This is a genomic window from Mesorhizobium sp. M0870, from assembly GCF_040319775.1.
Taxonomy (GTDB): Bacteria; Pseudomonadota; Alphaproteobacteria; order Rhizobiales; family Rhizobiaceae; genus Mesorhizobium.
Window position 1 is genome coordinate 103,094 of record NZ_JAMYOI010000011.1, and the last position, 25,809, is coordinate 128,902.

30 protein-coding genes are annotated in these 25,809 nt (G+C 63.0%); 11 read left to right on the forward strand and 19 right to left on the reverse strand.

Annotation, left to right across the window (positions count from 1 at the left end; translation table 11 throughout):
- The first annotated feature begins 1 nt into the window (after position 1).
- The 3 genes from NKH97_RS15530 to NKH97_RS15540 are packed head-to-tail and all read left to right on the forward strand — an operon-like array spanning position 2 to position 1,547.
- Positions 2 to 427, forward strand: a complete 426-nt coding sequence (locus NKH97_RS15530) for an EVE domain-containing protein (RefSeq protein ID WP_352797744.1) — start codon at positions 2 to 4, stop codon at positions 425 to 427.
- Positions 382 to 1,080, forward strand: coding sequence for a class I SAM-dependent methyltransferase (locus NKH97_RS15535; protein WP_352797747.1), 699 nt, complete (start codon positions 382 to 384; stop codon positions 1,078 to 1,080). The genes NKH97_RS15530 and NKH97_RS15535 overlap by 46 nt, the downstream gene beginning before the upstream one ends.
- Positions 1,081 to 1,130: 50 nt before the next feature.
- On the forward strand, positions 1,131 to 1,547 hold the full coding sequence (locus NKH97_RS15540) for a DUF1761 domain-containing protein (protein ID WP_352612990.1): 417 nt from the start codon (positions 1,131 to 1,133) through the stop codon (positions 1,545 to 1,547).
- Between the two features lie 96 nt (positions 1,548 to 1,643).
- Here NKH97_RS15540 and gcvA read toward each other — a convergent pair whose 3' ends face one another.
- Positions 1,644 to 2,579, reverse strand: a complete 936-nt coding sequence (gene gcvA, locus NKH97_RS15545) for a transcriptional regulator GcvA (RefSeq protein WP_023811236.1) — start codon at positions 2,577 to 2,579, stop codon at positions 1,644 to 1,646.
- A gap of 131 nt (positions 2,580 to 2,710) precedes the next feature.
- Here gcvA and NKH97_RS15550 point away from each other — a divergent pair, with 131 nt between their 5' ends.
- Complete coding sequence (locus NKH97_RS15550) at positions 2,711 to 2,977, forward strand: hypothetical protein (RefSeq protein ID WP_023811237.1); 267 nt, start codon at positions 2,711 to 2,713, stop codon at positions 2,975 to 2,977.
- Between the two features lie 80 nt (positions 2,978 to 3,057).
- Here NKH97_RS15550 and NKH97_RS15555 read toward each other — a convergent pair whose 3' ends face one another.
- The gene (locus NKH97_RS15555) at positions 3,058 to 3,594 is read right to left on the reverse strand and encodes a L,D-transpeptidase family protein (RefSeq protein ID WP_206638052.1); all 537 of its coding nucleotides are present in this window, start codon (positions 3,592 to 3,594) and stop codon (positions 3,058 to 3,060) included.
- A 144-nt stretch (positions 3,595 to 3,738) separates the two neighbouring features.
- On the opposite strand from NKH97_RS15555, the gene NKH97_RS15560 reads away from it, so the two are divergent.
- The 4 genes from NKH97_RS15560 (at position 3,739) to NKH97_RS15575 (ending at position 7,237) form a co-directional block, all read left to right on the forward strand.
- The gene (locus NKH97_RS15560) at positions 3,739 to 4,422 is read left to right on the forward strand and encodes a response regulator transcription factor (RefSeq protein ID WP_013528898.1); all 684 of its coding nucleotides are present in this window, start codon (positions 3,739 to 3,741) and stop codon (positions 4,420 to 4,422) included.
- A 120-nt stretch (positions 4,423 to 4,542) separates the two neighbouring features.
- Positions 4,543 to 4,998, forward strand: a complete 456-nt coding sequence (locus tag NKH97_RS15565; RefSeq protein ID WP_023811239.1) for a cyclic nucleotide-binding domain-containing protein — start codon at positions 4,543 to 4,545, stop codon at positions 4,996 to 4,998.
- A 254-nt stretch (positions 4,999 to 5,252) separates the two neighbouring features.
- Complete coding sequence (locus tag NKH97_RS15570) at positions 5,253 to 6,335, forward strand: glycosyltransferase family 9 protein (RefSeq protein WP_352797754.1); 1,083 nt, start codon at positions 5,253 to 5,255, stop codon at positions 6,333 to 6,335.
- 122 nt (positions 6,336 to 6,457) lie between these two features.
- On the forward strand, positions 6,458 to 7,237 hold the full coding sequence (locus NKH97_RS15575) for a DUF8692 domain-containing protein (RefSeq protein ID WP_164892947.1): 780 nt from the start codon (positions 6,458 to 6,460) through the stop codon (positions 7,235 to 7,237).
- A 29-nt stretch (positions 7,238 to 7,266) separates the two neighbouring features.
- Here NKH97_RS15575 and NKH97_RS15580 read toward each other — a convergent pair whose 3' ends face one another.
- The 7 genes from NKH97_RS15580 to tesB form a co-directional block, all read right to left on the reverse strand.
- The gene (locus NKH97_RS15580) at positions 7,267 to 8,073 is read right to left on the reverse strand and encodes an exodeoxyribonuclease III (protein WP_128304241.1); all 807 of its coding nucleotides are present in this window, start codon (positions 8,071 to 8,073) and stop codon (positions 7,267 to 7,269) included.
- A 235-nt stretch (positions 8,074 to 8,308) separates the two neighbouring features.
- Complete coding sequence (locus NKH97_RS15585) at positions 8,309 to 8,992, reverse strand: outer-membrane lipoprotein carrier protein LolA (protein WP_128304317.1); 684 nt, start codon at positions 8,990 to 8,992, stop codon at positions 8,309 to 8,311.
- Between the two features lie 151 nt (positions 8,993 to 9,143).
- Positions 9,144 to 11,813: a DNA translocase FtsK gene (locus tag NKH97_RS15590; RefSeq protein ID WP_352772631.1), complete on the reverse strand. Its 2,670-nt coding sequence runs from the start codon at positions 11,811 to 11,813 to the stop codon at positions 9,144 to 9,146.
- A 261-nt stretch (positions 11,814 to 12,074) separates the two neighbouring features.
- Positions 12,075 to 12,350 (reverse strand): hypothetical protein, encoded by a 276-nt coding sequence (locus NKH97_RS15595; RefSeq protein ID WP_013528891.1) that lies wholly within the window; start codon positions 12,348 to 12,350, stop codon positions 12,075 to 12,077.
- A 255-nt stretch (positions 12,351 to 12,605) separates the two neighbouring features.
- Positions 12,606 to 14,027 carry an ammonium transporter gene (locus tag NKH97_RS15600; protein ID WP_352630943.1) on the reverse strand — a complete coding sequence of 474 codons (1,422 nt, stop codon included), beginning with the start codon at positions 14,025 to 14,027 and terminating at the stop codon, positions 12,606 to 12,608.
- Between the two features lie 31 nt (positions 14,028 to 14,058).
- Positions 14,059 to 14,397 carry a P-II family nitrogen regulator gene (locus NKH97_RS15605; protein WP_013528889.1) on the reverse strand — a complete coding sequence of 113 codons (339 nt, stop codon included), beginning with the start codon at positions 14,395 to 14,397 and terminating at the stop codon, positions 14,059 to 14,061.
- A 217-nt stretch (positions 14,398 to 14,614) separates the two neighbouring features.
- A complete protein-coding gene (tesB, locus tag NKH97_RS15610) occupies positions 14,615 to 15,490 on the reverse strand; it encodes an acyl-CoA thioesterase II (RefSeq protein ID WP_352442082.1) in 876 nt (291 codons plus the stop codon).
- A 97-nt stretch (positions 15,491 to 15,587) separates the two neighbouring features.
- On the opposite strand from tesB, the gene NKH97_RS15615 reads away from it, so the two are divergent.
- Positions 15,588 to 16,865 carry a ubiquinone biosynthesis hydroxylase gene (locus NKH97_RS15615; RefSeq protein WP_352772755.1) on the forward strand — a complete coding sequence of 426 codons (1,278 nt, stop codon included), beginning with the start codon at positions 15,588 to 15,590 and terminating at the stop codon, positions 16,863 to 16,865.
- Between the two features lie 240 nt (positions 16,866 to 17,105).
- On the opposite strand, the gene NKH97_RS15620 is transcribed toward NKH97_RS15615, so the two are convergent.
- From NKH97_RS15620 to NKH97_RS15630, 3 genes are all read right to left on the reverse strand, one after another.
- Positions 17,106 to 17,633: a hypothetical protein gene (locus NKH97_RS15620; protein ID WP_352442081.1), complete on the reverse strand. Its 528-nt coding sequence runs from the start codon at positions 17,631 to 17,633 to the stop codon at positions 17,106 to 17,108.
- Positions 17,634 to 17,773: 140 nt separating this feature from the next.
- Positions 17,774 to 18,130, reverse strand: a complete 357-nt coding sequence (locus NKH97_RS15625) for a YciI family protein (protein ID WP_352772628.1) — start codon at positions 18,128 to 18,130, stop codon at positions 17,774 to 17,776.
- Positions 18,127 to 18,348, reverse strand: coding sequence for a hypothetical protein (locus tag NKH97_RS15630; RefSeq protein ID WP_352677521.1), 222 nt, complete (start codon positions 18,346 to 18,348; stop codon positions 18,127 to 18,129). The genes NKH97_RS15625 and NKH97_RS15630 overlap by 4 nt, the downstream gene beginning before the upstream one ends.
- Before the next feature lie 220 nt (positions 18,349 to 18,568).
- Here NKH97_RS15630 and NKH97_RS15635 point away from each other — a divergent pair, with 220 nt between their 5' ends.
- Positions 18,569 to 18,994, forward strand: coding sequence for an OsmC family protein (locus NKH97_RS15635; protein WP_352442079.1), 426 nt, complete (start codon positions 18,569 to 18,571; stop codon positions 18,992 to 18,994).
- Positions 18,995 to 19,049: 55 nt separating this feature from the next.
- Here NKH97_RS15635 and NKH97_RS15640 read toward each other — a convergent pair whose 3' ends face one another.
- The 6 genes from NKH97_RS15640 to NKH97_RS15665 form a co-directional block, all read right to left on the reverse strand.
- The gene (locus NKH97_RS15640) at positions 19,050 to 19,679 is read right to left on the reverse strand and encodes a YceH family protein (RefSeq protein ID WP_352772625.1); all 630 of its coding nucleotides are present in this window, start codon (positions 19,677 to 19,679) and stop codon (positions 19,050 to 19,052) included.
- Positions 19,680 to 19,712: 33 nt separating this feature from the next.
- Positions 19,713 to 20,492 carry a succinate dehydrogenase iron-sulfur subunit gene (locus NKH97_RS15645; protein WP_013528877.1) on the reverse strand — a complete coding sequence of 260 codons (780 nt, stop codon included), beginning with the start codon at positions 20,490 to 20,492 and terminating at the stop codon, positions 19,713 to 19,715.
- Positions 20,493 to 20,501: 9 nt separating this feature from the next.
- Entirely contained in the window at positions 20,502 to 22,337 is a 1,836-nt protein-coding gene (gene sdhA / locus NKH97_RS15650; RefSeq protein ID WP_352797766.1) for a succinate dehydrogenase flavoprotein subunit, read from the reverse strand.
- A gap of 1 nt (position 22,338) precedes the next feature.
- Positions 22,339 to 22,734, reverse strand: coding sequence for a succinate dehydrogenase, hydrophobic membrane anchor protein (gene sdhD / locus NKH97_RS15655; RefSeq protein ID WP_352797769.1), 396 nt, complete (start codon positions 22,732 to 22,734; stop codon positions 22,339 to 22,341).
- Positions 22,735 to 22,736: 2 nt separating this feature from the next.
- Positions 22,737 to 23,156, reverse strand: coding sequence for a succinate dehydrogenase, cytochrome b556 subunit (gene sdhC, locus NKH97_RS15660; RefSeq protein ID WP_352772616.1), 420 nt, complete (start codon positions 23,154 to 23,156; stop codon positions 22,737 to 22,739).
- A gap of 260 nt (positions 23,157 to 23,416) precedes the next feature.
- On the reverse strand, positions 23,417 to 23,845 hold the full coding sequence (locus NKH97_RS15665) for a hypothetical protein (protein WP_352797772.1): 429 nt from the start codon (positions 23,843 to 23,845) through the stop codon (positions 23,417 to 23,419).
- Between the two features lie 253 nt (positions 23,846 to 24,098).
- On the opposite strand from NKH97_RS15665, the gene NKH97_RS15670 reads away from it, so the two are divergent.
- Positions 24,099 to 24,461 carry a hypothetical protein gene (locus NKH97_RS15670; RefSeq protein ID WP_352793127.1) on the forward strand — a complete coding sequence of 121 codons (363 nt, stop codon included), beginning with the start codon at positions 24,099 to 24,101 and terminating at the stop codon, positions 24,459 to 24,461.
- Positions 24,462 to 24,522: 61 nt separating this feature from the next.
- Here the strand turns inward: NKH97_RS15670 and NKH97_RS15675 are convergent, their stop codons facing one another.
- On the reverse strand, positions 24,523 to 25,740 hold the full coding sequence (locus NKH97_RS15675; RefSeq protein ID WP_023811259.1) for a GGDEF domain-containing protein: 1,218 nt from the start codon (positions 25,738 to 25,740) through the stop codon (positions 24,523 to 24,525).
- Positions 25,741 to 25,809: the final 69 nt, after the last annotated feature.

Sequence of the window (25,809 nt, forward strand, 5' to 3'; positions counted from 1 at the left end):
CATGAACTACTGGCTGTTCAAATCCGAGCCATTCAAGTTCTCCTTCGAGATGCTGAAGGCCAAGGGCAAGGCCGGTACGCAATGGGACGGCGTGCGCAACTACGCCGCGCGCAACAACATGAAGGCCATGCGGATCGGAGATCTCGGCTTCTTCTACCATTCCAACGAAGGGCTGAACGTCGTCGGCATCGCTGAAGTCTGCGCGCTTGCCCATCCCGACACCACCTCGGACGATCCGCGCTGGGAATGCGTCGACATCCGCGCCGTAAGGGATGTGCCGAACCCGCCGACGCTGGAACAGGTCAAGGCCAATCCGAAGCTTGCCGACATGGCGCTGGTGCGGCTCGGCCGGCTTTCCGTGCAGCCGGTGACGCCGGCCGAATGGAAGGAAGTCTGCCGCATGGGCGGCTTGACGCCGGCTCCGTGACGGCGCTGACGCCCAACAGCGCGAGGCAATTCATTCTCGACAACACGGCGCTGATGGCGCCGCCGCACGTGCCGGAGATCCTGCTTCATCTTGCCGACGAAGCGCATGATTTGTGGCAGCGGACCGAGGATGAGCTGGTCGAGATCGGCCTGCCACCGCCTTTCTGGGCCTTTGCCTGGGCCGGCGGCCAGGGCCTTGCCCGCTATGTCCTGGACAATCCCGGCACGGTGCGGGGCAAGCGCGTGCTCGACTTCGCTTCCGGCTCCGGCCTCGTCGCCATCGCTGCCGCCAAGGCAGGTGCCGCCAAGGTGATCGCAACCGACATCGATCCGTTCTGTGCCACCGCGATCCGGCTCAACAGCGAGATCAACGGTGTCGGGACCGAATTCCTCGGCACGGATTGCATCGGCACCGATGCAGGTTGGGACGTGGTCCTGGCCGGTGATGTTTTCTACGACAAATCTTTCGCGGACCGGCTGATGCCATGGTTCGCAACGCTGAAGGCCCGCGGCGCCGAGATCCTCGTCGGCGATCCCGGACGGTCGTATCTGCCGAAGGCAGGGCTGGAGCCGCTTGCGGTCTATGAGGTGGCCGTCACGCGGGCGCTGGAGGATGCGCTGGTCAAGCGCACGACGGTCTGGCGGTTCGCTTGACGCGATCGCCGAACAGGCGTTCCATCACATACAAATCAGAGGGGGAGCTCATGGATTTTTCAGCAGTGAACTGGCTGGCGGTAGTCGCTGCCGCGATCGCCGCGTGGCTGTTCGGCGCCGCTTGGTACATGGGCCTGAGCAAGCCGTGGCTGAAAGCCGCCAAGCTCGATCCGGCGACGATGAAGAAATCGCCGCTGCCCTTCGTCATCAGCTTCATCGCCGAACTGGTCATGGCGTACATATTGGCGCTGGTCGTCGGCGCGATGACCGGCGGCGAGCCGACATGGATTGCCGGCCTGGTCTTCGGCTTCGTGCTCTGGCTGGGTTTCGTCGCCACGACGCTCTCGGTCAACCATCGCTACGAGAATTTCGGCTGGGACCTGACCCTCATCGACGGCGGCCACTGGCTCGGCGTGCTGCTGATCATCGGCGCCGTGATCGGCTGGTTCGGCGCGGCGGCAACCTGATCAAGAAGGGAGTAGGGCAGTAAGGCAGTAGGGGAATAGGGGCAAACGGCACCGACTGCAATCCCTACTGCCCTACTGCCCTACTGCCCTACTGCCCTACTGCCCTTTGTCCGTGGTCCGCGTCTTGGCGACTTCCTCGAGCATCCATTCGCGAAAGGCGACGATGCGCGGATCGTCGCCGGTATTTTCGGGATAGACCAGGAAGTAGGCGAACTCGGGCGCCACCCGCAGGCCGAGTTCGAAAGGCTGCACCAGCCTGCCCAGGGAAAGGTCGTTCGCCACCATGGCGAAATCGGCGAGCGCAACGGCATTGCCGTCGAGCGCTGCCTGGACGGCATCCGTGGAGTTTCCGAAGACGACGGTCCGGCTGTCGTCGAAATCATTGATGCCGGCCGCCGCCATCCACATCCGCCAGTTGGGCCATGTCACGCCTTGCCGCGACCATTCGATATGCGCAAGCGTGTGATTGAAGAGGTCGCGCGGCTCACGCAGCGGCGGACCGGACGTCAAAAGGCTCGGGCTGCACACCGGAATGAGGATGTTGTCGAACAGCCGGTGGGTGCGAAGACCCGGATATTTCCCGGCGCCAAAACGGATGCCGACATCGATGTCATCGAGTTCGAAATCCCGCACTTCATAGGCAATGTCGAATCGCAATTCGATATCTGGGTGATGCTTGCGAAAATCGTCGACGCGTCGCATCAGCCATTTTGACGCGAACTGCGCGTCGAGCGTTACCTTCAAAAGGGCGGTGCCGCGCGCCAGCTTCTGCGCCCGCGAAACGGCCCGGCCAAGCAGGTCGAGCGCGTCGGCCGAGGCGTCGAACAGCACCGTCCCCGCCTCGGTGAGCCGGATGGTGCGGCTGGTGCGTGTGAACAGCACCAGCCCGAGTTGATCCTCGATTTCCTTGATCTGATGGCTGACGGCGGCCGGTGTCAGGCCGAGCTCGTCGGCGGCGCGGGTGAAATTGAGGTGCCGGGCCGCTGCTTCCAGCGTCCTCAAGGCACGAGTCCCGGGCAGAAGACGAGCCATCCTATCCTCAAATAAAACTTGATGATCCAGAGAAAACTACTCGTTTCTCGCAGGGATTTCAATCTGGCATGATCCCATCATCGACACATCATCAAGCCGGATTTGATATCCGGAGACAACGGATCATAACCATGTCCATCATTGTTTTGAATTCATCGACACCCCGCCCGGCCTGGCTGGCCGAAACCCTCGACTGGCTGCGCCACGCCCGGGTCGCGATACGCCTCGCCCGCCGCGACATTGCCTACCAGGACGTCGAGGATCTCTCCGATCGCCAACTGCGCGATATCGGCGGCGAGCGCCGTGACGTCGCTCGCGCAATGGACAGAGAACTTGGCCGGCTGGGCCTGCTCGACATCGGTTGGCAGAAACCTGGTCGTAGGGGAATAGGGGAATAGGGGAATAGGAAAAATTAAGGCTGCGCCGGGACTGTCCCTACTCCCCTACTCCCCTACTCCCCTACTCCCCTACTCCCCTACTATCTTACCACCCTCACCACCGTCCGATCCGACAGCAGTGGCAGCAGTCGCGCCATCGTACGAGCCGTGACAGCCACACAGCCTTGCGTCGGCGTGAAGCCGGGGCGCGCCAGATGGAAGAAGATGGCGCTGCCGCGCCCGCGCCGGCGCGGCGACAGGTTCCAGTCGAGCACAAGACAGGCGTCGTAGAGCCGGTCGTCGCGCCGCATGCGTTCGTGGCTGGCGCCATAGGGTATCTTGACGGGCCTGTTGTAGTTGCGGTCGTCAGGCACTTCGCACCAGCCCAGATCGGGCCCGATCGGCGTCATCGCCAGACGGGTCCTGCGGCCGCTGGAGAACTGATCTCCCCGGAAATACCCCGACAGTATCCGCATCGCGGCCAGCGGCGTGGCGCCATCGCCTTCGCGCTTGCCGGCCGAGATGCCACCGCGCCCCAACGCACAGGCAAACACCGTTTTCCCGGCCTGCAGCAGGCCCTGGCTTGAATGCCCAGGCCTGGCCCGCACGGTCAGCACACGCAGCCCTTTTCGCAAAATTGCGCCGGCTGCATTGCGATCGTGTTTTTTCTTGTATGATCGTGCCACGGAACAAATCACTGTGAACGGCTGTTGCGCCGGTCAGCTTCCGCATAAACAGGCAGCGGTCAACTGAATTTTCTTTTCAAAACAACGGATTGATCCATGACTTCACGCACCATACTGATCGTCGACGATGATGATGACCTGCGCGGCACACTGGTCGAGCAATTGTCCCTTTATGAGGAATTCGACGTGCTGCAGGAATCGACTGCGGCAAAAGGTGTCGCCGCAGCGCGCGGCGGCCTCATTGATCTGCTCATCATGGACGTCGGGCTGCCCGACATGGATGGCCGCGAAGCGGTGAAGATCCTGCGCAAGGGCGGTTACAAGGCGCCCATCATCATGCTGACCGGTCACGACACCGATTCGGATACGATTCTTGGTCTCGAGGCCGGCGCCAACGACTATGTGACGAAGCCGTTCCGCTTTGCCGTGCTGCTGGCGCGCATTCGGGCGCAGCTGCGCCAGCATGAGCAGAGCGAGGACGCCACCTTCTCGGTCGGGCCCTATACTTTCAAGCCCAGCCAGAAACTGCTGCTTGACCCGCGCGGCGGCAAGGTGCGGCTGACGGAGAAGGAAGCCTCGATTATCAAATATCTTTATCGCGCCGACCAGAAGGTGGTGACGCGCGACGTGCTGCTCGAGGAGGTGTGGGGCTACAATTCCGGTGTCACCACGCACACGCTGGAAACCCATGTCTACCGGCTGCGCCAGAAGATCGAGCGCGATCCTTCCAATGCGGAAATTCTTGTGACAGAAAGCGGCGGCTACAAGCTGGTTCCTTAAACATTTCATTATCCAATGAGCGGTCGGGCGGGGCCGCTTTCGGGTACGATCCAGTTTGAGGGTGGTTTGGATCGAACTCGCAGAGGAGGAGTCGGACTGTCGGTTCGGGGACATAGCTAGATGGCGCTGGATGACGACATCCGCGTCCTGTCCGCCGTGAGGCTCTTCGAGGGCTTCACGCAGGAACAATTGCGCCTGCTCGCCTTTGGCGCCGAGAACACCAGGCTGATTGCCAACCACAAGCTTTATCGCGAGGACGATGAGGCCGATTCCGCCTATATCGTCGTCAGTGGGCGCATCGTGCTCTACCGGGAGCAGGGTGGTGAACGCATCCCAATTGGCACGGCAGGCCCCGGCACAATCCTGAGCGAACTGGCGTTGATCGCCGACACCAACCGGTTGACCAGCGCCTCGGCCGAGATCGATTCCGAAGTGATGCGGCTCAGCCGCAAGATGTTCCGCCGCATCCTGGAGGAATATCCCGAGATCGCGGTCAAGCTCCACCAGCGCATCTCGGAGGAATTTCAGGCGATGATCCGCCGCATCGAGGAACTGGCGCCGCGCTTCTCTGGCTGAAGGCTGCCCGCCTGCGAAGCTGTTGTGTCGCGGCCAAAGGCGGAAGCGCGGCAGCGCTTTTCAACGACATTGGCCGCGATGACCTGATCGTGGCGCACTGCGGCCGGAGCGGGAATCGCCAAGGTTCGTTCATCCGGACGCCCGGATCCAGGGGCAAGGGTCCGTTGACAGGCATGAGGTGAAATCCTAAAGCACCTCGAAGGCGGCCGGCACAGCAGGCGCCATCACCACCAGGCTCCTGGGGGGAGCGAGCCATGCCATCAGGGCGGTACGAGACGATTATCTTGTATTCCCGCAATGACGCGTTCGGCGACGGATTAATCCGGATTCCGGCTTTGCGCGCCGCCAGAACGGCATTCCCCGATAGTTTCATCGTCTACGGAACCACCCGGTCGTCGTCCCTTGAACATAGCCTCAATCGCCATGCCGGCCATTTGGTCGATGCGATCAATGTGCGGACGCCCCTGGCGCGCCTGATCGCCGGTCACCGCAACGGCAAGGGGCGATTGGCCGTGGTCGATTTCCGCATCTCGGCGCGTTGGCTGCTTCAAGCCTCGGCATCACTGCTCGGCCGCGGCATCGCCTATGAGGCAAACTTTCCGGCTTTCGCCCTTTCCTGGCGCCTGGGCCAAAGGCCTGAAGCACGACCCGGGCACAATGCCTGGCGCTTCCACCGCCTCATCGAACGCCTTGCCGGCAAGCGGCTGCCTTTCGATCATCGGCTGGAGCCTGGCCCGGCCGCGCGAGCGGCGGCCAGGGGCCTTGCGGACGGCAAGCATGCTCCGTTGATCATTATCGCGGCGCACGGCAGCGCCAGCAAGCGCATGTCGGCGGATCAGGTTGCCGCGATCGCCGACAGCCTGATCGCCGACGGGGCGGACCTTCTCTATGTGAAAACTCCCGGCGATGGTCCCGATATGGCTGAACTGGCTCAGCGCGTACCGAAGCTGCGGCTTGTCGATTCCGCCGCGATCGAGGGTGTCGATATCGGTGACATCTTGCTGGCGCTCGGCGAGTTTGCCGATCTTTACATCGGCGCCGAAGGCGGTACCGCACATCTCATGGCAACCGTGATGACGCCGATGGTTATCCTCAGTGGCGGCGCCAACATGGCCCGTTGGAGGCCGCTTTCGAACTGCGTGGACGTGATCGAATCCCGTCTTGCAAGCCCGACCGGCCTGGTCGCCGATGTGCCTGCGTCGACAATCGTCGAAGCGGCGCAACGGATGCTGGCGACGCGCCGCCGCGACCATCCCCATCTGCCGGATCTCGCAGGCCTGTCAGTCCAGCAATTTCGCGATAACGACATGCATGAAGACTTGAAGCGCGCGGTTTGAACTTGAATTCATTTGGCGCGCTTCGAAGCGCGTTGAGATTCAGGTCGGCCATTTGCAGGCCAGCCTCACCTGAACATCGACGCCATGGTATAATGGGTTCGGTGGGGCGAAGCGCTGCAATCATGGTGACCACCGGCACAATGCAGGCGAAGTTCTCGGCGGCAAATCTGGCGGCTGTCGTACTTTGGTTCCAGTGGAGTTCCTCTCAGTCCTCAATGAGAATAGCAATGCCAGAGAACAACGCGCTGAACACAAAGCATGGCGGCGAATGGATAATAGCCTGGCGCTTGGTCGTACTGGCGGCGACGGCGATTAATGTTGCGATGCTCTTAGCCGCGCTGTTCATCGCGCAAATTCGTGGCCTGGACGCTTGGATCTTTTATCGAGATCCATCTGCAGCCGCCGAAGTCGGCTTCTATACGGGGTGGATTTCGTCCCTGGGTGCTTCGCTATGGATCGGCACCGGCGCTGCCACCCTGTTTGCTGGCCTGCTCACGCATCGATGGGATTGCACGTTTCTCGGCGGTCTTACCCTGTTCTTGGGCCTCGATGACCTGTTGTTGATCCATGAGGACGTGCTGCCCATTGTAGGGATACCGGAGATCGTTCCGATGATTGTCTACGCCGCCGCCGGGTTGTTCTGGTTCTTTCGGCTGCGACGAAAGACATTCGACGGCACGATCGTCTTTGTGGCCGCAGGCTTCCTGCTCGCGATGTCAGCATCGATTGACCAGCTCGGAGAGCTGTTTCCTACCCCTGGTTCTGCGGCCGCCATCGCCGAAGACGTCGTCAAAGAGCTTGGCATCTTCCTTTGGGCGGCAGGTGCCGTTGGGTACGCGGCGATGGTGACACGATTGGGCCGTCCGTGGGTGGATCCAGCCGACTCCACCTCTACCGACTGACTGCCGCAGGCCCCGCATCTTCAAGCAGGCTAGTCCAGATCGAACCGCGCGATCACAGGCACATGGTCCGACGGGCGCTCCCAGCCGCGCGCCGGACGCAGGATTTCGTAGCCGGAAAAGCTGGGCACCAGGTTCGGCGACGACCAGACGTGGTCGAGACGGCGGCCGCGGTTGGACAGCTCCCAATCCTGCGCGCGATAGCTCCACCAGGTGTAGAGCTTCTGCTCATGCGGCACGTTGAGCCGCATCAGGTCGACCCAGTCGCCGGCGCGCCGCATCGCCTCGAAATTTTCTGTCTCGACCGGCGTGTGGCTGACCACGTTGAGCAATTGCTTGTGCGACCAGACGTCATGCTCGAGCGGGGCGATGTTGAGGTCGCCGACCAGCACCGAGCCGGACACCTCGTCATGTTCTGCCCGGATGGCATTCATCTCGGCAACGAAGTCGAGCTTGTGCTTGAACTTCCTGTTGATGACGGGATCCGGTTCGTCGCCGCCCGCCGGAACGTAGAAATTGTGGAGCAGGATCGCCTTGCCGCCGGCCCGCACCGTGACCGAGAGGTGCCGGCTGTCCTCGATTTCGCAAAAGCGTCGCTTTTCGACCACCTCGATCGGCCGCCGCGCCACCGTCGCGACGCCGTGGTAGCCCTTCTGGCCATGGAAGGCGATGTGCTCGTAGCCGAGCTTGCGGAAAGCCTTTTCGGGAAACAGTTCGTCGGGAACCTTGGTTTCCTGCAGGCACAGCACGTCGGGCGCATGCTCGACGAGCAGGCGCTCGACGATCGGCATGCGCAGGCGAACGGAGTTGATGTTCCAGGTGGCGATGGAGAAGGGCATTGGCAATCCAGGACAGCGTGCAGCCGGCCAGAACCGATGGGGTCCCGGCGGGGAAGACGCCTTTTGACGGAGTCAGCCCGGGAAATTGCCAGCCGCGGGCCGCAAAGACAAGCCGGGCCACGCCCGACGAGGCGCGGCCCGGTGCTTTCCACAGCTATTGAGCGTTTGAAGCCAGAGCAATTCCAGGAACAAGGAGTTGGAGCGGGTCGTCGTTCCCGTGAAACGGTGAACTGCTCTAGCGCGCCTTGTTGGTGTTGAGCTCGCGGTTCGCCGTGTAGTCGATGGCGAAAGTATCCGGCGCGAAGCTGACACCTTCCTTGGTGTTGAAGATCATCACCGTCGTATCCTTGCCCTGCGCGTCGGTGATCGTCCACTGCCGCAAATCGAAGGTTTTCGGATCGAACATCATGGTGATCCTCGAATTGCCGAACACCGATTTGTCGGCGAGCTGGATGGTGGTGAGGTCATCCTCCTGCTTGACGCTTTTGACGCGATCGCCGGAGAGGTCGATCCTGGTGTCGAGCAGCAGCTTCAGGGGCGTCTTCGACAGCGGATAGAGATCGGACGTGTTGAGCCTCTTGTTCAGGATGACCACCGATTTGCCGTCTGAAATCACCCGGAAATTCGAAGAGCCGTCATAGTTGAAGCGGATCTTGCCCGGCCGTTCAAGGAAGAACTTGCCGCCGGTCTGCTCGCCCTTGGGGCCGAACTGCACGAATTCGCCGCTCATCGATTTGACCGAGGAAAAGTGGTCGGCGATCTTCTGTGCCGCGGCCGGCACGGCCGCCTGCGCCGAGGCCAGCACCTGGAAGCCGGGTACCGCGTTGAAGGCTGCCGCCCCCGCAAACGCCAGGCCGAGGCCCAGCAACTGACGCCGGGAGGGAGCAAATGTGCTGAGCGCTGAAAGATCGTTTTTCATGTCGGTCACTCTCATCTGATTCCTGAGTTGTTCTGTGCTTGGACCCCCAGTTAGGCTGAAATTTGGCGGGTCAGGCGTCCCTTGGTCGCTTCAACGCCTTGAAAGGTTCAAGGTTGCCGGACCGGGATGTCACAAGGGTCAGGCTTTCTGGTCAGAACTTGTCCTCTTCGGTCGGCACCAGGATCTCGCGCTTGCCGGCATGGTTGGCCGGGCCGACGATACCTTCCTTCTCCATCTTCTCGATGATCGAGGCGGCGCGGTTGTAGCCGATGCCCAGCCGGCGCTGGATATAGCTGGTCGAGGCCTTGCCATCGCGCAGCACCACGGAGACCGCCTGATCGTAGGGATCGTCGGAATCCTCGAAATTGCTGTTGCCGCCACCGGACCCACCCTTGCCCGACGGCTCGTCGTCGTCCTCGCCGTCATCCTCGGTGATGGCGTCGAGGTATTCCGGCACGCCCTGCAGCTTCAGGTGCGCGACGATCTTCTCGACCTCTTCATCGGCGACGAACGGGCCGTGCACGCGCTGGATACGACCGCCGCCGGCCATGTAGAGCATGTCGCCCATGCCGAGCAGCTGCTCGGCGCCCTGCTCGCCCAGAATGGTGCGGCTGTCGATCTTGGACGTCACCTGGAAGGAGATGCGGGTCGGGAAATTGGCCTTGATGGTGCCTGTGATGACGTCCACCGACGGCCGCTGCGTCGCCATGATGACATGGATGCCGGCGGCGCGCGCCATCTGCGCCAAGCGCTGCACGGCGCCTTCGATGTCCTTGCCGGCGACCATCATCAGGTCGGCCATCTCGTCGATGATGACGACGATATAGGGCATCGGCTCGAGATCGAGGTTCTCGGTCTCGTAGATCGCCTCGCCGGTCTGGCGGTCGAAGCCGGTCTGCACGGTGCGTGAGATCTTCTCGCCCTTCTTGTCCGCCTGGCTGACGCGGGCGTTGAAGCCGTCGATGTTGCGCACGCCGACCTTGGACATCTTGCGGTAGCGGTCCTCCATCTCTCGCACGGTCCATTTCAGCGCCACCACCGCCTTCTTCGGATCGGTGACGACGGGCGTGAGCAGATGCGGGATGCCGTCATAGACAGAGAGTTCCAGCATTTTCGGATCGATCATGATCAGCCGGCAATCCTGCGGCGTCAGCCGGTAGAGCAGCGACAGGATCATGGTGTTGATGGCGACCGACTTGCCCGAGCCGGTGGTGCCGGCGACAAGCACGTGCGGCATCTTGGCGATGTCGACGATGACCGCCTCGCCATTGATGGTCTTGCCCAGCGCCAGCGCCAGCTTGGCCTTCGTCGTCTCGAAATCGCGGCTGGCCAGAATCTCTCTGAGATAGACGGTTTCGCGCTTGGCGTTCGGCAGTTCGATGCCGATGGCGTTGCGGCCTGGCACCACGGCGACGCGGCAGGCAATGGCGCTCATCGAGCGGGCGATGTCGTCGGACAGGCCGATGACGCGTGACGATTTGATGCCGGGCGCCGGTTCGAGCTCATAGAGGGTGACCACCGGGCCCGGACGGACGGCGATGATCTCGCCCTTGACGCCGAAATCCTCCAGCACGCCTTCGAGCAGGCGGGCGTTCTGTTCCAGCGCGTCCTTGGACAGGCTGGCGTCGCGCACCACGTTCTTCGGTTCGGAGAGGAAGTGCAGCGACGGCATTTCGAACTTTTCCGAGCCGATCAGCGATGTCTGCGCCTCGCGCTGCACACGGGCGCCGGGCACGGGGCGCGCCGCCGGCGCCTCGACGCGGGTGGCTGCGTCGGAGCGGAACGGCTGTACCTTGGCGGTCGACGCGCCGCGGCGTTGCACGACAGGTTCATCGTCGAAATCGGCATCCTCGCCCGCATTGTCGAAGCGGTCCTCGAAGATATCGGCATCGTCGGGATCGAGCGAGACGCTGCGGTCATTGACCATGGCGGCGAAGAATTCGGGCTCGACGCGGGCGCGGCCATCCTGGCTCATCCGCTGCTCGGCAAACTCGGCCGATTCGACCCGTTCTGCGGCGCGCCGCCAAGCGGTGGAGCGCTGCTCCATCTCCGGCTCGTACTCGTCCCGCTCCTGCCTGCGGCGCACGGCGCGGCGGTGCATCCACGCGCGCAGCGACAGCCACCAATGAGTAATTGCCCCGAGTGCCAGGATGCCCTCGTCGCCCTCGTCCTCGTCATTGTCGAACAGAAGGTCGTCCTCGCGCGGATCGGCGGCGGGCTCGTCCTCCATCACGGCGAAGCCGTTCTTGCGTCCGATCAGCGCCGAGCCATGGGCGAAGAGCCACAGTGCGGGCGCGGCCAGCAGGATGGCGATGATGCTGGCGATCAGCCCGGTCGGATAGCCGCCGATGACGACGCCGGGGATCTTCAGCACCATGTCGCCGAACACACCGCCGAGGCCGGTGGGCAGCGGCCAGGTCTTGGGCGGCACAACGCAGCCGACCATCGCCGCGGCCAGCAGCGCGAAGCCGAACCAGGTCAGCCCGCGCTTGGGCAGCCTGTCGACACCGCGCGCGGAAAACAGCAGGAAGCCCCAGATGACCGTCGGAACCAGGGCCGCGACGGCGGCGAGGCCGAAGAACTGCATGGCCAGGTCGGAGAACACGGCACCCGCATAGCCCATGGCGTTGGTGACGGTGTTGTTCGTCGCGTGGGAAAAACTCGGATCGGCGACATTCCAGGTGGCAAGGCTGGCAACGCCAAAGGCGGCTAGCGCGAACAGGCCGACGCCGACCAGCCGCCCGACCTGACGCCGCGCGAACGCCTGGATGCCGTGCCCTGTACCGGCCAGCGCGAGCGGTGCTGAAGCCCCTGAACGCATGCTCTTCCCCGTCTGTCGTGGACTCGCCGGGTGCGTGGGCGCATTCCGGCAGATTCGGGTTTCAGACTATCGGTGGGAAGGTTAAGGGCGCATTAACTATAAGAGGTTGAGATGATCAAACCTCGTTACCGCCGGTTGAGCCGCTCGAGGCAATGATGGACGACGGGCCGATGGAGCTTCCATCGAACGACCAATGGCGGGCTGGCAGCCCGCCATTGGTCGTCTGGAACAAAGATCGGGTCTCGGCCCGATCGCGGCAAATCAGTTGGCGCCGCCGAGCGCCTGCACATTGGCGCAGAATTCCGCATGCGGCTTGCTCATCGCCGCATCCTGGCATTCCTTCTTCATCGCTTCCTGCTTTTCCATCGGCATGGCCATGAAGGCTGTCTTGAAATCCGCCATCGGCTTCATAGTTTTCATGCCGGAGTCCGTGAAGAACGGCGCCATGTTGTCGGGCTCATCCAGAGCACCGGCAAAAGCCACGCCGCCGATCATGGAAAGAGCAAGCGCTCCGAGGCAGATGTTCTTGAGGTTCATGAGATGGTTTCCTTCCCTGTTGTTGGCACGAGCGTCAGAACGACGATCGCCTCCACTGTTCGGAACCAGAGCGGTCGTTGTTTCCTCAAAAAACCTGATCACCCGAACGTGATTGCGTGAAGCCGGGCATTGCCGGAACGGCTTGCCAAAAAAAGAGGCCCGGACATGATCCGGGCCTCAATGCGTGAACTCCTTTCGGGAGCGTCACGACGGGATGGGAGAATGCGGGGCGGCCGAGGCCGCCTCGCACAGGGCTTACGAGTGATAGGCCGCTTCGCCATGCGAGGTGAGGTCGAGGCCTTCGCGCTCTGCGTCGGCTGTCGGACGCAGGCCGATGATCAGGTCGACGATCTTGTAGAGGATGGCGCTGCCGATACCCGACCACAGCAAGGTCACCAGGACACCCTTGGCCTGCGCCAGGAGTTGTGTGGCCGTGCCGGCATAGCCGGCAGCAAAGTTGGCCGTCGAATAGTCGACAATGCCGGCGCCACCGAGGGCAGGATTGACCAGGATGCCTGTGCCGAGCGCGCCGATGATGCCGCCGATGCAGTGGACGCCGAAGACATCAAGGCTGTCGTCGTAGTCGAACGCGTTCTTCACCACCGAGACGAAGAAGTAGCAGACGAAGGTGGCGACGATGCCGAGCACGATGGCGCCCATCGGGCCGGCAAAGCCGGCAGCAGGCGTGACGGCGACGAGGCCGGTCACCGCACCCGAAACAGCACCAAGCATGGAGGCTTTGCCGCGCAGCAGCGATTCAAGCACGATCCAGGTCACCGCCGCCGCCGCCGTGGCGACGAAGGTATTGATCATGGCCAGCACCGCATAGGCGTTCGCTTCAAGGTTCGAACCGGCGTTGAAGCCAAACCAGCCGACCCACAGCAGCGAAGCACCGACCATGGTCAGCGTCATCGAGTGCGGCGCCATGAGATCCTTCTTGTAGCCGCTGCGCTTGCCGATCATGAGCGCGCCGACGAGGCCGGCAATGCCCGCATTGATGTGAACGACCGTGCCGCCGGCGAAGTCGATGGCGCCGAAGCTGAAGATGAGGCCGGTCGGATCGCTATAAGCGCTCGGGCCGCCCCAGAACCAGACCATATGAGCGATCGGGAAGTAGATGAAAGTGACCCACAGGATCACGAAAAGGATCAAAGCGGAGAATTTGACGCGTTCGGCGAAGGCGCCGACGATCAGGGCCGGCGTGATGCAGGCGAAGGTCATCTGGAAGACGACGAACACCAGTTCAGGAATGGCGACACCCTTGGTAAAGGTTTCCGACAGGGTCGTCACATCGACGCCGGAGAGAAACATCTTGGAAAGGCCGCCGACGAAGGCGTTGCCCGGGGTGAAGGCGAGGCTGTAGCCGTAGAAAACCCAGATGATCATGACCACGCTGGTGATGGTGAAGACCTGCATCAGCACCGACAGCATGTTCTTGCTGCGAACCAGGCCGCCGTAGAAAAGCGCAAGGCCGGGAACCGTCATCAACAGCACCAGAACGGTGGAAATCATCATCCACGTGGTGTCGCCCTTGTCGACGGTGAAAGCTGGCGCTGCTGCAGCCGCGGCGGGAGCCGCTTCCTGCGCGAATGCGGCGACCGTGCCCAATGCTCCGAGTGCGAACGAGCCCAGCAGCGCGGAGCGCGCCACTGACTTCAAGGTGGAAGGAATATTCATTGAACTCTCCATTGGAATACGTGATCGCCGCTCAGAGCGCGTCGGTGTCTGTTTCGCCGGTGCGGATGCGCACCGCCTGATCGATGCCGAAAACGAAGATCTTGCCGTCGCCGATCTGGCCGGTCTTGGCGGCGGCGGTGATGGCTTCGACGGCCTTGTCGACCATGTCGGCGCTGACCGCGACTTCGATCTTGATCTTCGGCAGGAAGCTGACCGCGTATTCCGCCCCGCGATAGATCTCCGTATGCCCTTTCTGACGCCCGTAGCCTTTGACTTCGGTGACGGTCAGGCCCTGGATGCCGACGGCGGTAAGCGCTTCGCGTACCTCGTCGAGCTTGAACGGCTTGATGATTGCCATCACGATTTTCATAAGGTTTCACCCTTTGCTGTTGCGGTCCCCCGCGTTTGCACACCTTCACCGATCCCAAAGAGCCGGAGAGTGCCCACAAGGATTCAAGCTCCGTGCCAAGTGCCGAAGCAGGGTGTTAACCCATTGTAAGCAAACAGTTTCGGGAGCGCACCGACGCAACCTGCCCACAGCTGCGGCGGTGCATCTGCTTAAAAGTTAGGCAATTTTTGGAAAATGCCTACTCTGCAGGCGGTCGCTTAAGCCGGATCAGCCCTTCCTGCGCAACCGAGGCGATCAGCGTGCCGTCGCGGGCAAATAGCGACCCGCGTGTAAAGCCGCGCGACCCCTGTGTCGACGGGCTGTCCTGCGTATAGAGCATCCAGTCGTCGAGCGCATGGCTGCGATGAAACCACATGGCGTGGTCGAGGCTCGCCGCCTGGATATCGCGATCGAAAATGGCGCGGCCATGCGCGAAGGTCGATGTGTCGAGCAGCGTCATGTCGGAGAGATAGGCGAGCACCGCCGCCTGGATGGCGCGGTCCGCCGGCACCGGACCGGTGGTGCGGATCCAGATATTCTGCTTCGGCTCCAGCTTTTCGCGGCTGGTGTAATGCTTCAGCATCACCGGTTTCATCTCGATCGGCCGGTCGCGCTCCCAGTAGCGTTTGATGCCATCGGGCACCGCCTCGCCGAATTTGCCCAGCAATTCGCGTTGCGACAGCAATGTGTCCGGCCCCGGAACGTCCTGCGGCATCGGCACCTGGTGCTCGAGACCGACCTCGTCCTGCTGGAACGAGGCTTCGAGCGAAAAGATCGCCTGGCCGTGCTGGACCGCCACCACGCGCCGCGTGGTGAAGGAGCCGCCGTCGCGAATACGGTCGACCTCGTAGACGATCGGCACCTTGGTGTCGCCGGGCCGCATGAAATAGCCGTGCAGCGAATGCACGTACCGATCGGGATCCACTGTCCGCTGCGCCGCCACGAGCGCCTGGGCGATGGTCTGGCCGCCGAACACGCGCTGCCAGTCGAGCAGCGGGCTGCGACCACGATACAGATTGTGTTCCAGCTTCTCGAGGTCGAGAATGCCGAGAAGCTCGTCCATAGCTGCCGTCATATTTCGCGCCCTCACCGCAGAAGTGTTATGGCGGTTTCCGACAGGACGGACAGGCAGTCAAGGGTGCAGGACCCGGCGGCGCGCAGGAGCGAAGATGATGGAACGCAAGGCGGACACGAAAACCGGGGCAAACGCGAAAACAAGATCTGGGCTCGATGTCCTGGTCGCCGGCGCCGGCTATGTCGGCCTGGCCGCCGCCGTATCGCTGAAGCAGGCGCGACCGGGTCTCGCCATCGCTCTCGTCGATGCCGCACCTGCTGGCGCCTGGCAAAGGGATGGCCGCGCCTCGGCCATTGCCGCCGCCGCCTGCCGCATGCTCGACCAGCTCGGCGTGTGGGCCGAGATCGTGCCCCAGGCGCAGGCGATCACCGAGATGATCATCACCGATTCGCGCACCGCCGATCCGGTGCGTCCGGCCTTCCTGACCTTCGACGGCGAAGTGGCGCCGGGCGAGCCTTTTGCGCATATGGTCGCCAACAGGGTGCTGAACGGCGCCTTGCGGGCCCGTGCCGAAAAACTCGGCATCGACATCATCGAAGGCGTCGCCGTGCAGGGGTTCGAGACCAACGGCGCCGGTATCACCGTGCATCTCGCCGACGGCGCGACGCTGAAGGCCCGGCTGCTGGTCGCCGCCGACGGCGTCAACTCGAAGCTGCGCGACATGGCCGGCATCAAGACGGTGAAGTGGGAATATGGCCAGTCCGGCATCGTCTGCACGGTGGCGCATGAACGCCCGCACAATGGTCGCGCCGAAGAGCATTTCCTGCCGGCTGGCCCCTTCGCCACATTGCCGCTCAAGCCCGGCGAGGACGGCACCAACCGCTCGTCGATCGTCTGGGTCGAACGTACGCCCGACGCCGAGAAGCTGGTGGCCGGTGACGATCTCCTCTTCGAACACGAACTCGAACAGCGCTTTGGCCTGAAGCTTGGCGAAATCCGCGTCGCCGACAAGCCGCGCGCCTGGCCGCTCGGCTTGACCATTGCGCGTGCCTTCGTCGCACCCCGCATCGCGCTCGCCGGCGATGCCGCCCACGGCATCCACCCGATCGCCGGCCAAGGCCTCAATCTCGGCTTCAAGGATGTCGCAGCCCTTGCCGAGGTGATCGTCGAGGCCGACCGGCTCGGCCAGGATATCGGAGCGCTCGACGTGCTCGAGCGCTACCAGCAGTGGCGCCGCTTCGACACGGTGCAGATGGGTGTCACCACCGACGCGCTGAACCGGCTGTTTTCCAACGATATCGGCCCGCTGCGCACCGTCCGCGACATCGGCCTCGGCCTCGTCGAACGCATGCCGCGCCTGAAGGAATTCTTCATCCGCCAGGCGTCGGGACTGTCCGCCGGCACGCCAAGACTGTTGAAGGGCGAGGCGATTTGACCCGCGGCCAGCATCCCCAACGTCGTCATCCTTGGGCGTAGCGACGCGAAGCGGAGCGAAGACCCAAGGATCCATGCCGCGACCTTGGCTGAAGAATGCAGCGGAGCAGAATTCTGCACCGTGGTGACGCGTTTGAGTCGCGGCATGGATCCCGGGGTCTGCGCCGCGTCGCTTCGCTCCTTGCTCCGCCCCAGGATGACGAAAGCGATGGGCGTTTCCGCCAATCGCCAAGGTATGCGATCAATTGACCTCAAAACCCAGCTTTTGCCGCAGCCGCAATATCCTCTGGTCGGATATTTCGAGGCGTTTCTCGCCGCCCTGGGCGGCGCGGTTGACCATCTGCAGCAGATCGTTTCGCTCGGCGACATCCAGACGCTCGCGCAGGAACGGCGCCAGCTTGTCGATGACGATTGTGGTGTCGTCGATCTGTGACGCCGCCCATTTGGCGTAGACCACCGCTTCGTCCGTTTTCTTCTTGTCGGCGATCTCGGAAATCACGGCGCGGATGACGGCCTCGCGCTGCGGCAGGATGGGCCCATCCTCGGAAACGATCGATGTGATCAGCGTAGCTGCCGCTACGACCGGATCATCGATCGCCGTCAGCGGCGACAGCGCCGCCTGCTTGCGCAGCTTCTTGCGGCGCACGGAGCCCTGAACCCGGCCGATGACATCGGCAACGTCACGCGCGGCCTCGTTCATGGCCTTCATCCGGTACCACCAGAACGCTGCCGCGCCCATCACGCCAAGGATAGCAATCAGGAAAGGCATGTCGAAATCCCCAAGAACCCCGGCGACGATAGGAGAACTCTCGCCTTGCTTCAACACGCAAAAGTTGCGCACGAAATGAACCAGGACGATAGTTCAGTCGAATGTCTTGGTTTCCGCGTGGCTGTAGCACATGGCGGGGGCTATGACCCCGGCACATCGTAGATCGCCCGCACCTCGATGGTGCCTATTTCGGCCAGCGGGATCTCGCCAGCGATCTCCAGCGCCTGGTCGAGATTGTCCGCCTCGATCATGACGAAGCCGAGCAACTGCTCCTTGGTTTCGGCGAACGGGCCGTCGGTGATCAGCCGCTTGCCCTGGCGTCGCCGCAGCGTCTTCGACGTCTTCACCGATTGGAGCGCCTGTGCGACGATCAGCATCCCACGCCGATCCAATGACCGGTCGTGAGCCATGGAATCGGCATCGAGCTTGGCCAGACGCTCCGGCGTCATGGCATGGAGGTCTTTTTCCTCGCCATAGACCAGACAGACATATCTCATTTCCAGCTCCCTTGCTGTGACGAACCATAGGCGATCACGATATCGGTTGAGTCCTTGCCGGCAGCAACATGATCGAGAAGGCTGATCGCAATGCCGATAATGGCAACTGCCGCAAGCAGCCGGCCGAAGCCGGAGGGCGGCACATGCAGCGGGTCGCGTTCCCCTAGATCAGCCCTTCGGCCGGTGCTTGTCCAATGAGCAGAAAACAGATTGTTCATCCGAACCTCCATCCGCCACGAGAATCCGTGGTCGCCCGCAGGACGGTCGGGGCCGATGCAAGTCGACATTTTTCCACGCACATTCTTTCAAAAAAGATTCGGCGCGGTCCGCCGGCGCTGCATGCGCGCACAAACAGCGCGGTGGCCTTCCCTCGCGCCCGCGCTATAGTTGGGAGGAACGCCGCCTGGCCGGCGCCACCGCTGTAACAAGGAGGAATTCATGGACCGCACCGCAAACGCCATCTGGAAAGGCGATCTGAAAGGGGGCACAGGCACGCTCGACACCCAGAGCGGGACCCTGAAAGGCACGCCCTATTCGTTCAAGGCACGCTTCGAGGACGAAAGCGGCAAATCCGGCACCAACCCGGAAGAACTGATCGCCGCCGCGCACGCCGGCTGCTTTGCCATGCAGTTTTCGCATTTCCTGGCCGAGAACGGCACCCCCGCCGCCGAACTCGACACCAAGGCCGTGGTGACGCTGGTTCCCGGCACGGGGATCACCGGGAGCGCACTCACCGTGGTCGGCAAGGTGCCCGGCATCGATGCGGCGAAATTCACGGAGCTGGCCGAGAAGGCCAAGGCCGGATGCCCGGTCTCGAAGGCGCTCGGCGCCATAAACGTATCGCTTGATGCCAGGCTCGGCTGAAAACGCTGCATCCAGTGTGAAGACCCGGCGCGAACGCCCAGGCGCGCGCCGGGACCTATGCTCCCAGCGCGTCCAGCCGGGCGCGAAGTGCGGCGACTTCCTGCTCCAGTGCGTTTAGCCGGGCCTCCAGGTCGGAAGCAGGCAGGGCCGATGCACTCCGCTGCGCTGAAAGTGCTGCAACGTCCACCGGGCCGCTGAGGAGATGCACGTAGCGGTCCTCGCGCTGGCCCGGTCCTCGCGGGATTTCCTGGATGAGTGGCGGTTGGCGGCCGATCAGCATGTCGAGTTCGGCGCGCAGATCTTCGATCGACGAAAACCGTGCCATGCGCTCGGTGCGCGCCGACAATTCATGGGCCGTCTGCGGCCCGCGCAGCAACAGCAGGCCGATCAAAGCGGTCTGCGGCGTGGTCAGCGAGAAGCGCTGCGCCATCTGATGCTCGTAGCGCTCGACACGCGAACCGAACATCTGCCTCACCAGCCCCTTTTGTTCGAGCAGCTTCAGCCCCCGATGCACCTCGGTCTGCTCCAGCGCCATCACCGGCTCGCGCGCCGTCTTCTGGTTGGCGGCGGCCAGTGCTGCGTTGAGCGTCAGCGGATAGACATCCGGCGTCAGCTCCTTCTTCTCGATCAGGCAGCCGAGTATGCGCGCTTCGACGGGGGAGAGAGTGGGAAGGTCATCGCTCATTGGATTTGCTTTCGCCGGCAACCGACCGCCAGCCTAAACCCTTCTCTCCACCATCATCTTCTTGATCTCGGCGATCGCCTTGGCCGGGTTGAGGCCCTTGGGGCAGGTCTGCGCGCAGTTCATGATGGTGTGGCAGCGATAGAGCCGGAACGGATCTTCGAGGTTGTCGAGCCGCTCGCCGGTGGCCTCGTCGCGGCTATCGATCAGCCAGCGATAGGCCTGCAAGAGCGTTGCCGGACCGAGATAGCGGTCGCCGTTCCACCAATAGCTCGGGCACGAGGTCGAGCAGCAGGCGCACAATATGCATTCGTAGAGCCCGTCGAGCTTCTCGCGGTCCTCATGGCTCTGCAGCCACTCCTTGGCCGGCTCCGGCGATACCGTCTTCAGCCAGGGCTGGATCGACGCGTGCTGGGCGTAGAAATTGGTGAGGTCCGGCACAAGGTCCTTGACCACCTGCATATGCGGCAGCGGGTAGACTTTTACCGCGCCGGAAATGTCGTCGCAGCCCTTGGTGCAGGCCAGCGTGTTGGAACCGTCGATGTTCATGGCGCAGGAGCCGCAAATGCCTTCGCGGCAGGAACGCCGCAAGGTCAGTGTCGGGTCGATCTTGTTCTTGATCCACAGCAGCGCGTCGAGCACCATCGGCCCGCAATCGTCCATGTCGACGAAATAGGTGTCGATGCGCGGGTTCTCGTCATCGTCCGGCGACCAGCGGTAGATGCGGTACTCCCGCAGATTGGTGGCGCCCTCGGGCTTGGGCCAGGTCTTGCCCGGCTTGATCTGCGAATTCTTCGGGAGCGTGAGTTCAACCATGTTCGATCCTCAATACACTCTGGCCTTGGGCGCGATCTTGGCGAGGCTGATGCCGCCGTCCTTTTCAGCCAGCTGCGGTTCGGTGTGCACCGGCCGGTAGGAGAGGGCCACCTTGCCGTCTTCGCTCAGCCTGGCCAGCGTATGCTTGCGCCAGACCGCGTCGTCGCGCGCCGAAAAGTCCTCGCGTGCGTGCGCGCCACGGCTCTCCTTGCGCGCCTCGGCGCTGTAGACCGTGGTGATGGCATTGGCCATCAGGTTTTCCAGCTCCAGCGTCTCGACCAGATCGGAGTTCCAGATCATCGAGCGGTCGGACACTTTGATGTCCTTCAACTCGCCCCAGATCTGCGAAATGCGCTTGCAGCCGTTTTCGAGGGACTCCTGCGTGCGGAATACGGCCGCGTCTTCCTGCATCGCCTTCTGCATCTTTTCACGCAAGCTGGCCGTCGGCGTCGAGCCATTGGCGTGGCGCAGCCGGTCGAAGCGGTCCATGATCTTTTCGACCGAGGCTTCGTTGGGCGAAGGGATCGCCGACTTGCGGTCGATGACCTGGCCGGCGCGGATCGCGGCCGCGCGGCCGAACACCACAAGATCGATCAGCGAATTCGAACCGAGCCGATTGGCACCATGCACGGAGGCGCAGCCGGCTTCGCCGACAGCCATCAACCCGGGCGACACCTGGTCTGGATTGAGTGCCGTCGGATTGAGCACCTCGCCCCAGTAATTGGTCGGCACGCCGCCCATATTGTAGTGGACCGTGGGAAGCACCGGGATCGGCTCCTTGGTCAGATCGACACCGGCAAAGATCTTGGCCGATTCCGAAATGCCCGGCAGCCGCTCATGCAGGACGGCGGGATCGAGATGGTCGAGATGCAGGAAGATGTGGTCCTTGTTCTTGCCGACGCCGCGACCCTCGCGGATTTCCAGCGTCATGCAGCGCGAGACGACGTCGCGCGAGGCAAGGTCCTTGGCGGACGGCGCATAGCGCTCCATGAAGCGCTCGCCCTCGGAATTGACGAGATAGCCGCCCTCGCCGCGCGCGCCCTCGGTGATCAGGCAGCCGGCGCCATAGATGCCGGTCGGGTGGAATTGCACGAACTCCATGTCCTGCAGCGGAAAGCCGGCACGCGCTGCCATGCCGCCGCCGTCGCCGGTGCAGGTGTGCGCCGAGGTGGCCGAAAAATAGGTGCGGCCATAGCCGCCGGTCGCCAGCACCACCATTTTGGCCGAGAAGCGGTGGATGGTGCCGTCATCCAGATTCCAGGCGAGAACGCCGGTGCAGGTGCCGTCCGGCTCCATGATCAGGTCGAGCGCGAAATACTCGATGAAGAACTGCGCGTTGTTCTTCAGCGACTGGCCGTAAAGCGTGTGCAGGATGGCATGGCCGGTGCGGTCGGCGGCGGCACAGGTGCGCTGCACCGGCGGGCCTTCGCCATAGTTCATCATGTGGCCGCCGAACGGCCGCTGGTAGATCTTGCCCTCTTCGGTGCGCGAAAACGGCACGCCGTAATGTTCGAGCTCGTAGACCGCGGCCGGCGCTTCGCGCACCAGATATTCCATGGCGTCGACATCGCCCAGCCAGTCCGAGCCCTTGACGGTGTCGTACATGTGCCACTGCCAGGAATCGGGACCCATGTTGGACAGCGAGGCGGCAATGCCGCCTTGCGCCGCCACCGTGTGCGAGCGGGTCGGGAACACCTTGCTGATGCAGGCGGTGCGCAGGCCCTGTTCGGCCATGCCGAGCGTGGCGCGCAGGCCGGCGCCGCCGGCGCCAACGACCACCACGTCGAACTTGTGGTCGACATAAGTGTAGCCAGCGCTGTTGGCTTGTTTCGCGTCCTTGGCCAACTCAGCCTCCGAATGCCAGCTTGAGCAGGGCGAAGATTGAGGCGACGCCGACCGCTATGGTGAAAAATGTATTGAGCGCGATCAGCGCCAGCTTCATGCCTTCGCCATGCACGTAATCCTCGATGATCACCTGCATGCCGATCCGCATATGGATGAGCCCGGAGATGAGCACCAGGGCCATCACCAGCGCCACGAACGGGTTGGCAAGAGCTGCCCGCACATGTGCGTAGTCGGCGCCGTTGAGCGCGATCAGGAAGCCGACGAAGAACAGGATCAGCGGGATGTTGGCGATCGCGGTGAGGCGTTGGCGCCAGAAATGCCCGGTGCCTTCGCGGGCGGAGCCGAGGCCGCGGACCCTCGCCAGCGGCGTGCGCATGTCGGTGTTTTTGCCGCTCATGGTCAGGCTCCCCGCGCCATAATGCCGGCGATCCAGATCAGCAGCGTGAGCAGGATCGAGCCGGCCAGCGTCGCCCAGGCGATCTTCGAGGCGGTATGCTTCTCCAGACCCGCGCCGGTGTCCCAGACCAGATGGCGCACGCCACCCAGCATATGGTGCATCAGCGCCCAGGTGTAGCCGAACAGGATGAGCCGGCCGAGCCAGGTGCCGAAGGCCCAATTGGCCCAATCGAACGTCGTCTGCGAGCTTGCCGCCGCCATCAGCCACAGGGCGACCAGCAGCGTGCCGAAATACAGCGCACCACCGGTGATGCGGTGAATGATCGACATCGTCATGGTGATCGGCGGCCGGTACACGGTGAGGTGCGGCGAAATCGGCCGTTCACGTCTGGCAAATTCGCGGGTGGCTGGTGATTTGCTCATGGCTCCCCCAGTTCGGCGTCTCTCTGGAGCCTCAGGTGGAAATGCGGCATTGCCGCTTCCGGTTGCGACTTCGGACAGCCGGTTTCTAATGCTCTTTTTGCACCGCGTCAAAGCCAGAAAACCGTTTCGAAAACGTAATTTAGTCTGACTAAAAGGCCTGCTGGAGCTTCAATCGATTAGGCCGGGAGGCCTGAAGCCGGCTCGATATCGCTGCAGTGCAACATGTCTGGCCCAAGGGCCCAGCGATGTTGAGATTGGCGCTAGCGTTTGCAGGTCTGCGGCGTCGACCCCTTCTTCATCACCAGCGCCTCGCGTCCGTCGATCACGATTGCGTCATGCGTGGCCGTCTGGTAGCGGCTGGTCTGGTTGGCGGGCGACGCCGCAAACTCCTCGGTCGCGCCGTCGGACCCGACCACACGCAACGACGTGCCAAGATTTTGGATGGAAATCATACCGTTGTTGCCGCATCTGTAGGTGGCCGCGCCTATGCCGGATCGCGGCGCGGTAAGGTCGGTGATGATCTTGATTGCAGCTGCCGGAGGCGCCGCGGCTTCGACGGACTGCTGAGCCGGCGCAGGTGAGACGACGACGGTATTGGCCGCCTTCGGCGCGCTGTCCTGTGGCACACAGCCAGCGACGACCCCGAGCAACGGGAAAACGGACACCCAATTCGGCCGGCGTAGCGTCATATGCTGTCCTCCCGCGCGGCAAACCAGCCGCGATGCTTTGCCAAGATCAAGGTCATCCCGACGCCGAGACGGACACCAGCCGCGATGGTGCGGCCGAGCATGGCCGAATGATGGCCAACGGGTTTTCCATCCAGTCGGATATTAACCATGTTTACCGAGACATTGCCGCCAAACGCCCCGGCCTCTTAACAAAGGTTAAGAAAACGTTAATTTCTGATTCGAGGAGGCTTTCCCTCAAGACACGGAGGACGCCATGCGTTCGAATTCGGGCAGATCGCGCCTTGCGGCGCTCATCGTAGCGGCCTCGGTCGTTGGCCTTGCAGCGCCAGCGCTCGCCGGCGCCCGGCATCAGGATCGTGTCTACGCTGATTCCTTCGGCAACCTCGTCGTCGACAGCGCCGCCGGCTACAAGCGCATCATCGTCGGCGAAGGCAGGCTGGCCAAGCAGCTATCCGACTACACCAGCGCCGGCCAGCCCAAGGTGATCTACGAGAACGAAGCCGACGAGATCAGCGGATACAGCGATTGCTACCGGCCGCCGGTGCTGGTGAAGGGCCGCTCCTATATGTACGGTCTCTCCGACGGCGAGATGCCCGAGCTCAGCCCCTGCCGCTAGACCCTTTGTTAGGACGCAATTTCCAAGGGAAAGCGCCATGCGCTTTCCCGGGAAAACCGTTTCACACTTTTCCTGAAATTGCTCTGGCTTCCATTCCGGCTGACGACCAATTGCCGGCAGGCCCGGCGGAGACGCGCACGCAATCGCGCCCGGCATTCTTCGCCTGATAGAGCGCCTGGTCGGCGCGCCGCATCAGATCGGCAAAGTCTTCGCTCGGATGAAGTTCGGCGACGCCGAAGCTCGCGGTGCAGCGGTTGTCAGCCGGCAGCCCGTCGATGGGCAGCCCGCCAAAGGCGCTGCGCGTGCCCTCGGCGAACAGCCGGGCCGCGGCAAGGTTGGTTCCCGGCAGGATGATGGCGAACTCCTCGCCGCCGATGCGGCCGGCAACGTGATGCGCGGCGGCGGCTTCGCGCAGGAAGCCTGCAAAAATCTCGATCACCCGGTCGCCTGACGCATGGCCGAAACTGTCGTTGACGCTCTTGAAATGATCGAGGTCGGCAATGACCAGCGCGACCGGCACGCCTTGCCGCATCGCGCCAAGCACCGCCAGCTCGGCATGGCGGGTGAAGCCGCCGCGGTTGAGCAGGCGCGAAAGCGTGTCCGTCTCCGACTTCGACGTCACTTCGGCAAGCACGTCGCGAACCAGGATGGCCAGCATCAGCAGCGCCAGCGCCAGCGCAAAGACAGTGCCGAGCGATTGCGACACCAGCGCGTAGTTGCTTTGCAGATAGGCCTGCGGATTGGCGCCCCAGCCGCCGAGCGCATGCGCGATGAACGGCTTGGAGGCAAACTGGAGGCCGCTCGCCGCCAGCACGGCCATCAATATGCGATCGAGACGGGCAAGCTTTTGCCTCGATGACCAGACGATGGCCAGCCCGACGAACTGCATGACCGCATAGGGAAGCTGGTAAGCCATGATGCGGATGAGCGACTGGCGAGGCAGGTCCTGCACGAAATACACGGCTATGGTGGTGGCCAACAGGAAAAACAGCATCGGCTTCCAGGGCGGCGCCACGCCGTATTTGCGGGCAAGCCCGCCATTGAACGCAAGCGTGGCGCCAAGGAAGACCGCGAAGGCGGCAACGACCGGGAGCCGCGCGTCGGCAAAAGCGGGAATGGAGAATTCGATGGCCGAATAGGCCATGCCCAGCAGATAGCCAAATGCCAGCCAGCGCGCCGGCGCCCGGCCGACATCGTGGAAGGCGACCGCCATGAAGGATGCCGCCAGCAGGCCGGCAACCGACAGATTGATCAACAGGATGAAGTTGGCGCCGCTCATGTTCTCCCGCACCCGCGCCGACAGCTAATCATCGACGGGCGAAGAAGACGTTAACGCCGTCCCGGCCGG

Bases quoted from the DNA above. Each gene is read 5' to 3' on its own strand.
- NKH97_RS15595 (WP_013528891.1), bottom strand. From the start codon at position 12,350: ATGAACCTCAAGAACATCTGCCTCGGAGCGCTTGCTCTTTCCATGATC.
- NKH97_RS15620 (WP_352442081.1), bottom strand. From the start codon at position 17,633: ATGCCTTTCCTGATTGCTATCCTTGGCGTGATGGGCGCGGCAGCGTTC.
- NKH97_RS15635 (WP_352442079.1), top strand. From the start codon at position 18,569: ATGGACCGCACCGCAAACGCCATCTGGAAAGGCGATCTGAAAGGGGGC.
- NKH97_RS15550 (WP_023811237.1), top strand. From the start codon at position 2,711: ATGTCCATCATTGTTTTGAATTCATCGACACCCCGCCCGGCCTGGCTG.
- NKH97_RS15585 (WP_128304317.1), bottom strand. From the start codon at position 8,992: ATGAAAAACGATCTTTCAGCGCTCAGCACATTTGCTCCCTCCCGGCGT.
- NKH97_RS15640 (WP_352772625.1), bottom strand. From the start codon at position 19,679: ATGAGCGATGACCTTCCCACTCTCTCCCCCGTCGAAGCGCGCATACTC.
- NKH97_RS15590 (WP_352772631.1), bottom strand. From the start codon at position 11,813: ATGCGTTCAGGGGCTTCAGCACCGCTCGCGCTGGCCGGTACAGGGCAC.
- NKH97_RS15540 (WP_352612990.1), top strand. From the start codon at position 1,131: ATGGATTTTTCAGCAGTGAACTGGCTGGCGGTAGTCGCTGCCGCGATC.
- sdhC (WP_352772616.1), bottom strand. From the start codon at position 23,156: ATGAGCAAATCACCAGCCACCCGCGAATTTGCCAGACGTGAACGGCCG.
- NKH97_RS15645 (WP_013528877.1), bottom strand. From the start codon at position 20,492: ATGGTTGAACTCACGCTCCCGAAGAATTCGCAGATCAAGCCGGGCAAG.
- sdhD (WP_352797769.1), bottom strand. From the start codon at position 22,734: ATGAGCGGCAAAAACACCGACATGCGCACGCCGCTGGCGAGGGTCCGC.
- NKH97_RS15570 (WP_352797754.1), top strand. From the start codon at position 5,253: ATGCCATCAGGGCGGTACGAGACGATTATCTTGTATTCCCGCAATGAC.
- NKH97_RS15580 (WP_128304241.1), bottom strand. From the start codon at position 8,073: ATGCCCTTCTCCATCGCCACCTGGAACATCAACTCCGTTCGCCTGCGC.
- NKH97_RS15605 (WP_013528889.1), bottom strand. From the start codon at position 14,397: ATGAAAATCGTGATGGCAATCATCAAGCCGTTCAAGCTCGACGAGGTA.
- NKH97_RS15575 (WP_164892947.1), top strand. From the start codon at position 6,458: ATGGTGACCACCGGCACAATGCAGGCGAAGTTCTCGGCGGCAAATCTG.
- NKH97_RS15625 (WP_352772628.1), bottom strand. From the start codon at position 18,130: ATGAGATATGTCTGTCTGGTCTATGGCGAGGAAAAAGACCTCCATGCC.
- NKH97_RS15565 (WP_023811239.1), top strand. From the start codon at position 4,543: ATGGCGCTGGATGACGACATCCGCGTCCTGTCCGCCGTGAGGCTCTTC.
- NKH97_RS15670 (WP_352793127.1), top strand. From the start codon at position 24,099: ATGCGTTCGAATTCGGGCAGATCGCGCCTTGCGGCGCTCATCGTAGCG.
- tesB (WP_352442082.1), bottom strand. From the start codon at position 15,490: ATGACGGCAGCTATGGACGAGCTTCTCGGCATTCTCGACCTCGAGAAG.
- NKH97_RS15535 (WP_352797747.1), top strand. From the start codon at position 382: ATGGAAGGAAGTCTGCCGCATGGGCGGCTTGACGCCGGCTCCGTGACG.
- NKH97_RS15665 (WP_352797772.1), bottom strand. From the start codon at position 23,845: ATGACGCTACGCCGGCCGAATTGGGTGTCCGTTTTCCCGTTGCTCGGG.
- NKH97_RS15600 (WP_352630943.1), bottom strand. From the start codon at position 14,027: ATGAATATTCCTTCCACCTTGAAGTCAGTGGCGCGCTCCGCGCTGCTG.
- NKH97_RS15675 (WP_023811259.1), bottom strand. From the start codon at position 25,740: ATGAGCGGCGCCAACTTCATCCTGTTGATCAATCTGTCGGTTGCCGGC.
- NKH97_RS15630 (WP_352677521.1), bottom strand. From the start codon at position 18,348: ATGAACAATCTGTTTTCTGCTCATTGGACAAGCACCGGCCGAAGGGCT.
- NKH97_RS15615 (WP_352772755.1), top strand. From the start codon at position 15,588: ATGGAACGCAAGGCGGACACGAAAACCGGGGCAAACGCGAAAACAAGA.
- NKH97_RS15530 (WP_352797744.1), top strand. From the start codon at position 2: ATGAACTACTGGCTGTTCAAATCCGAGCCATTCAAGTTCTCCTTCGAG.
- gcvA (WP_023811236.1), bottom strand. From the start codon at position 2,579: ATGGCTCGTCTTCTGCCCGGGACTCGTGCCTTGAGGACGCTGGAAGCA.
- NKH97_RS15560 (WP_013528898.1), top strand. From the start codon at position 3,739: ATGACTTCACGCACCATACTGATCGTCGACGATGATGATGACCTGCGC.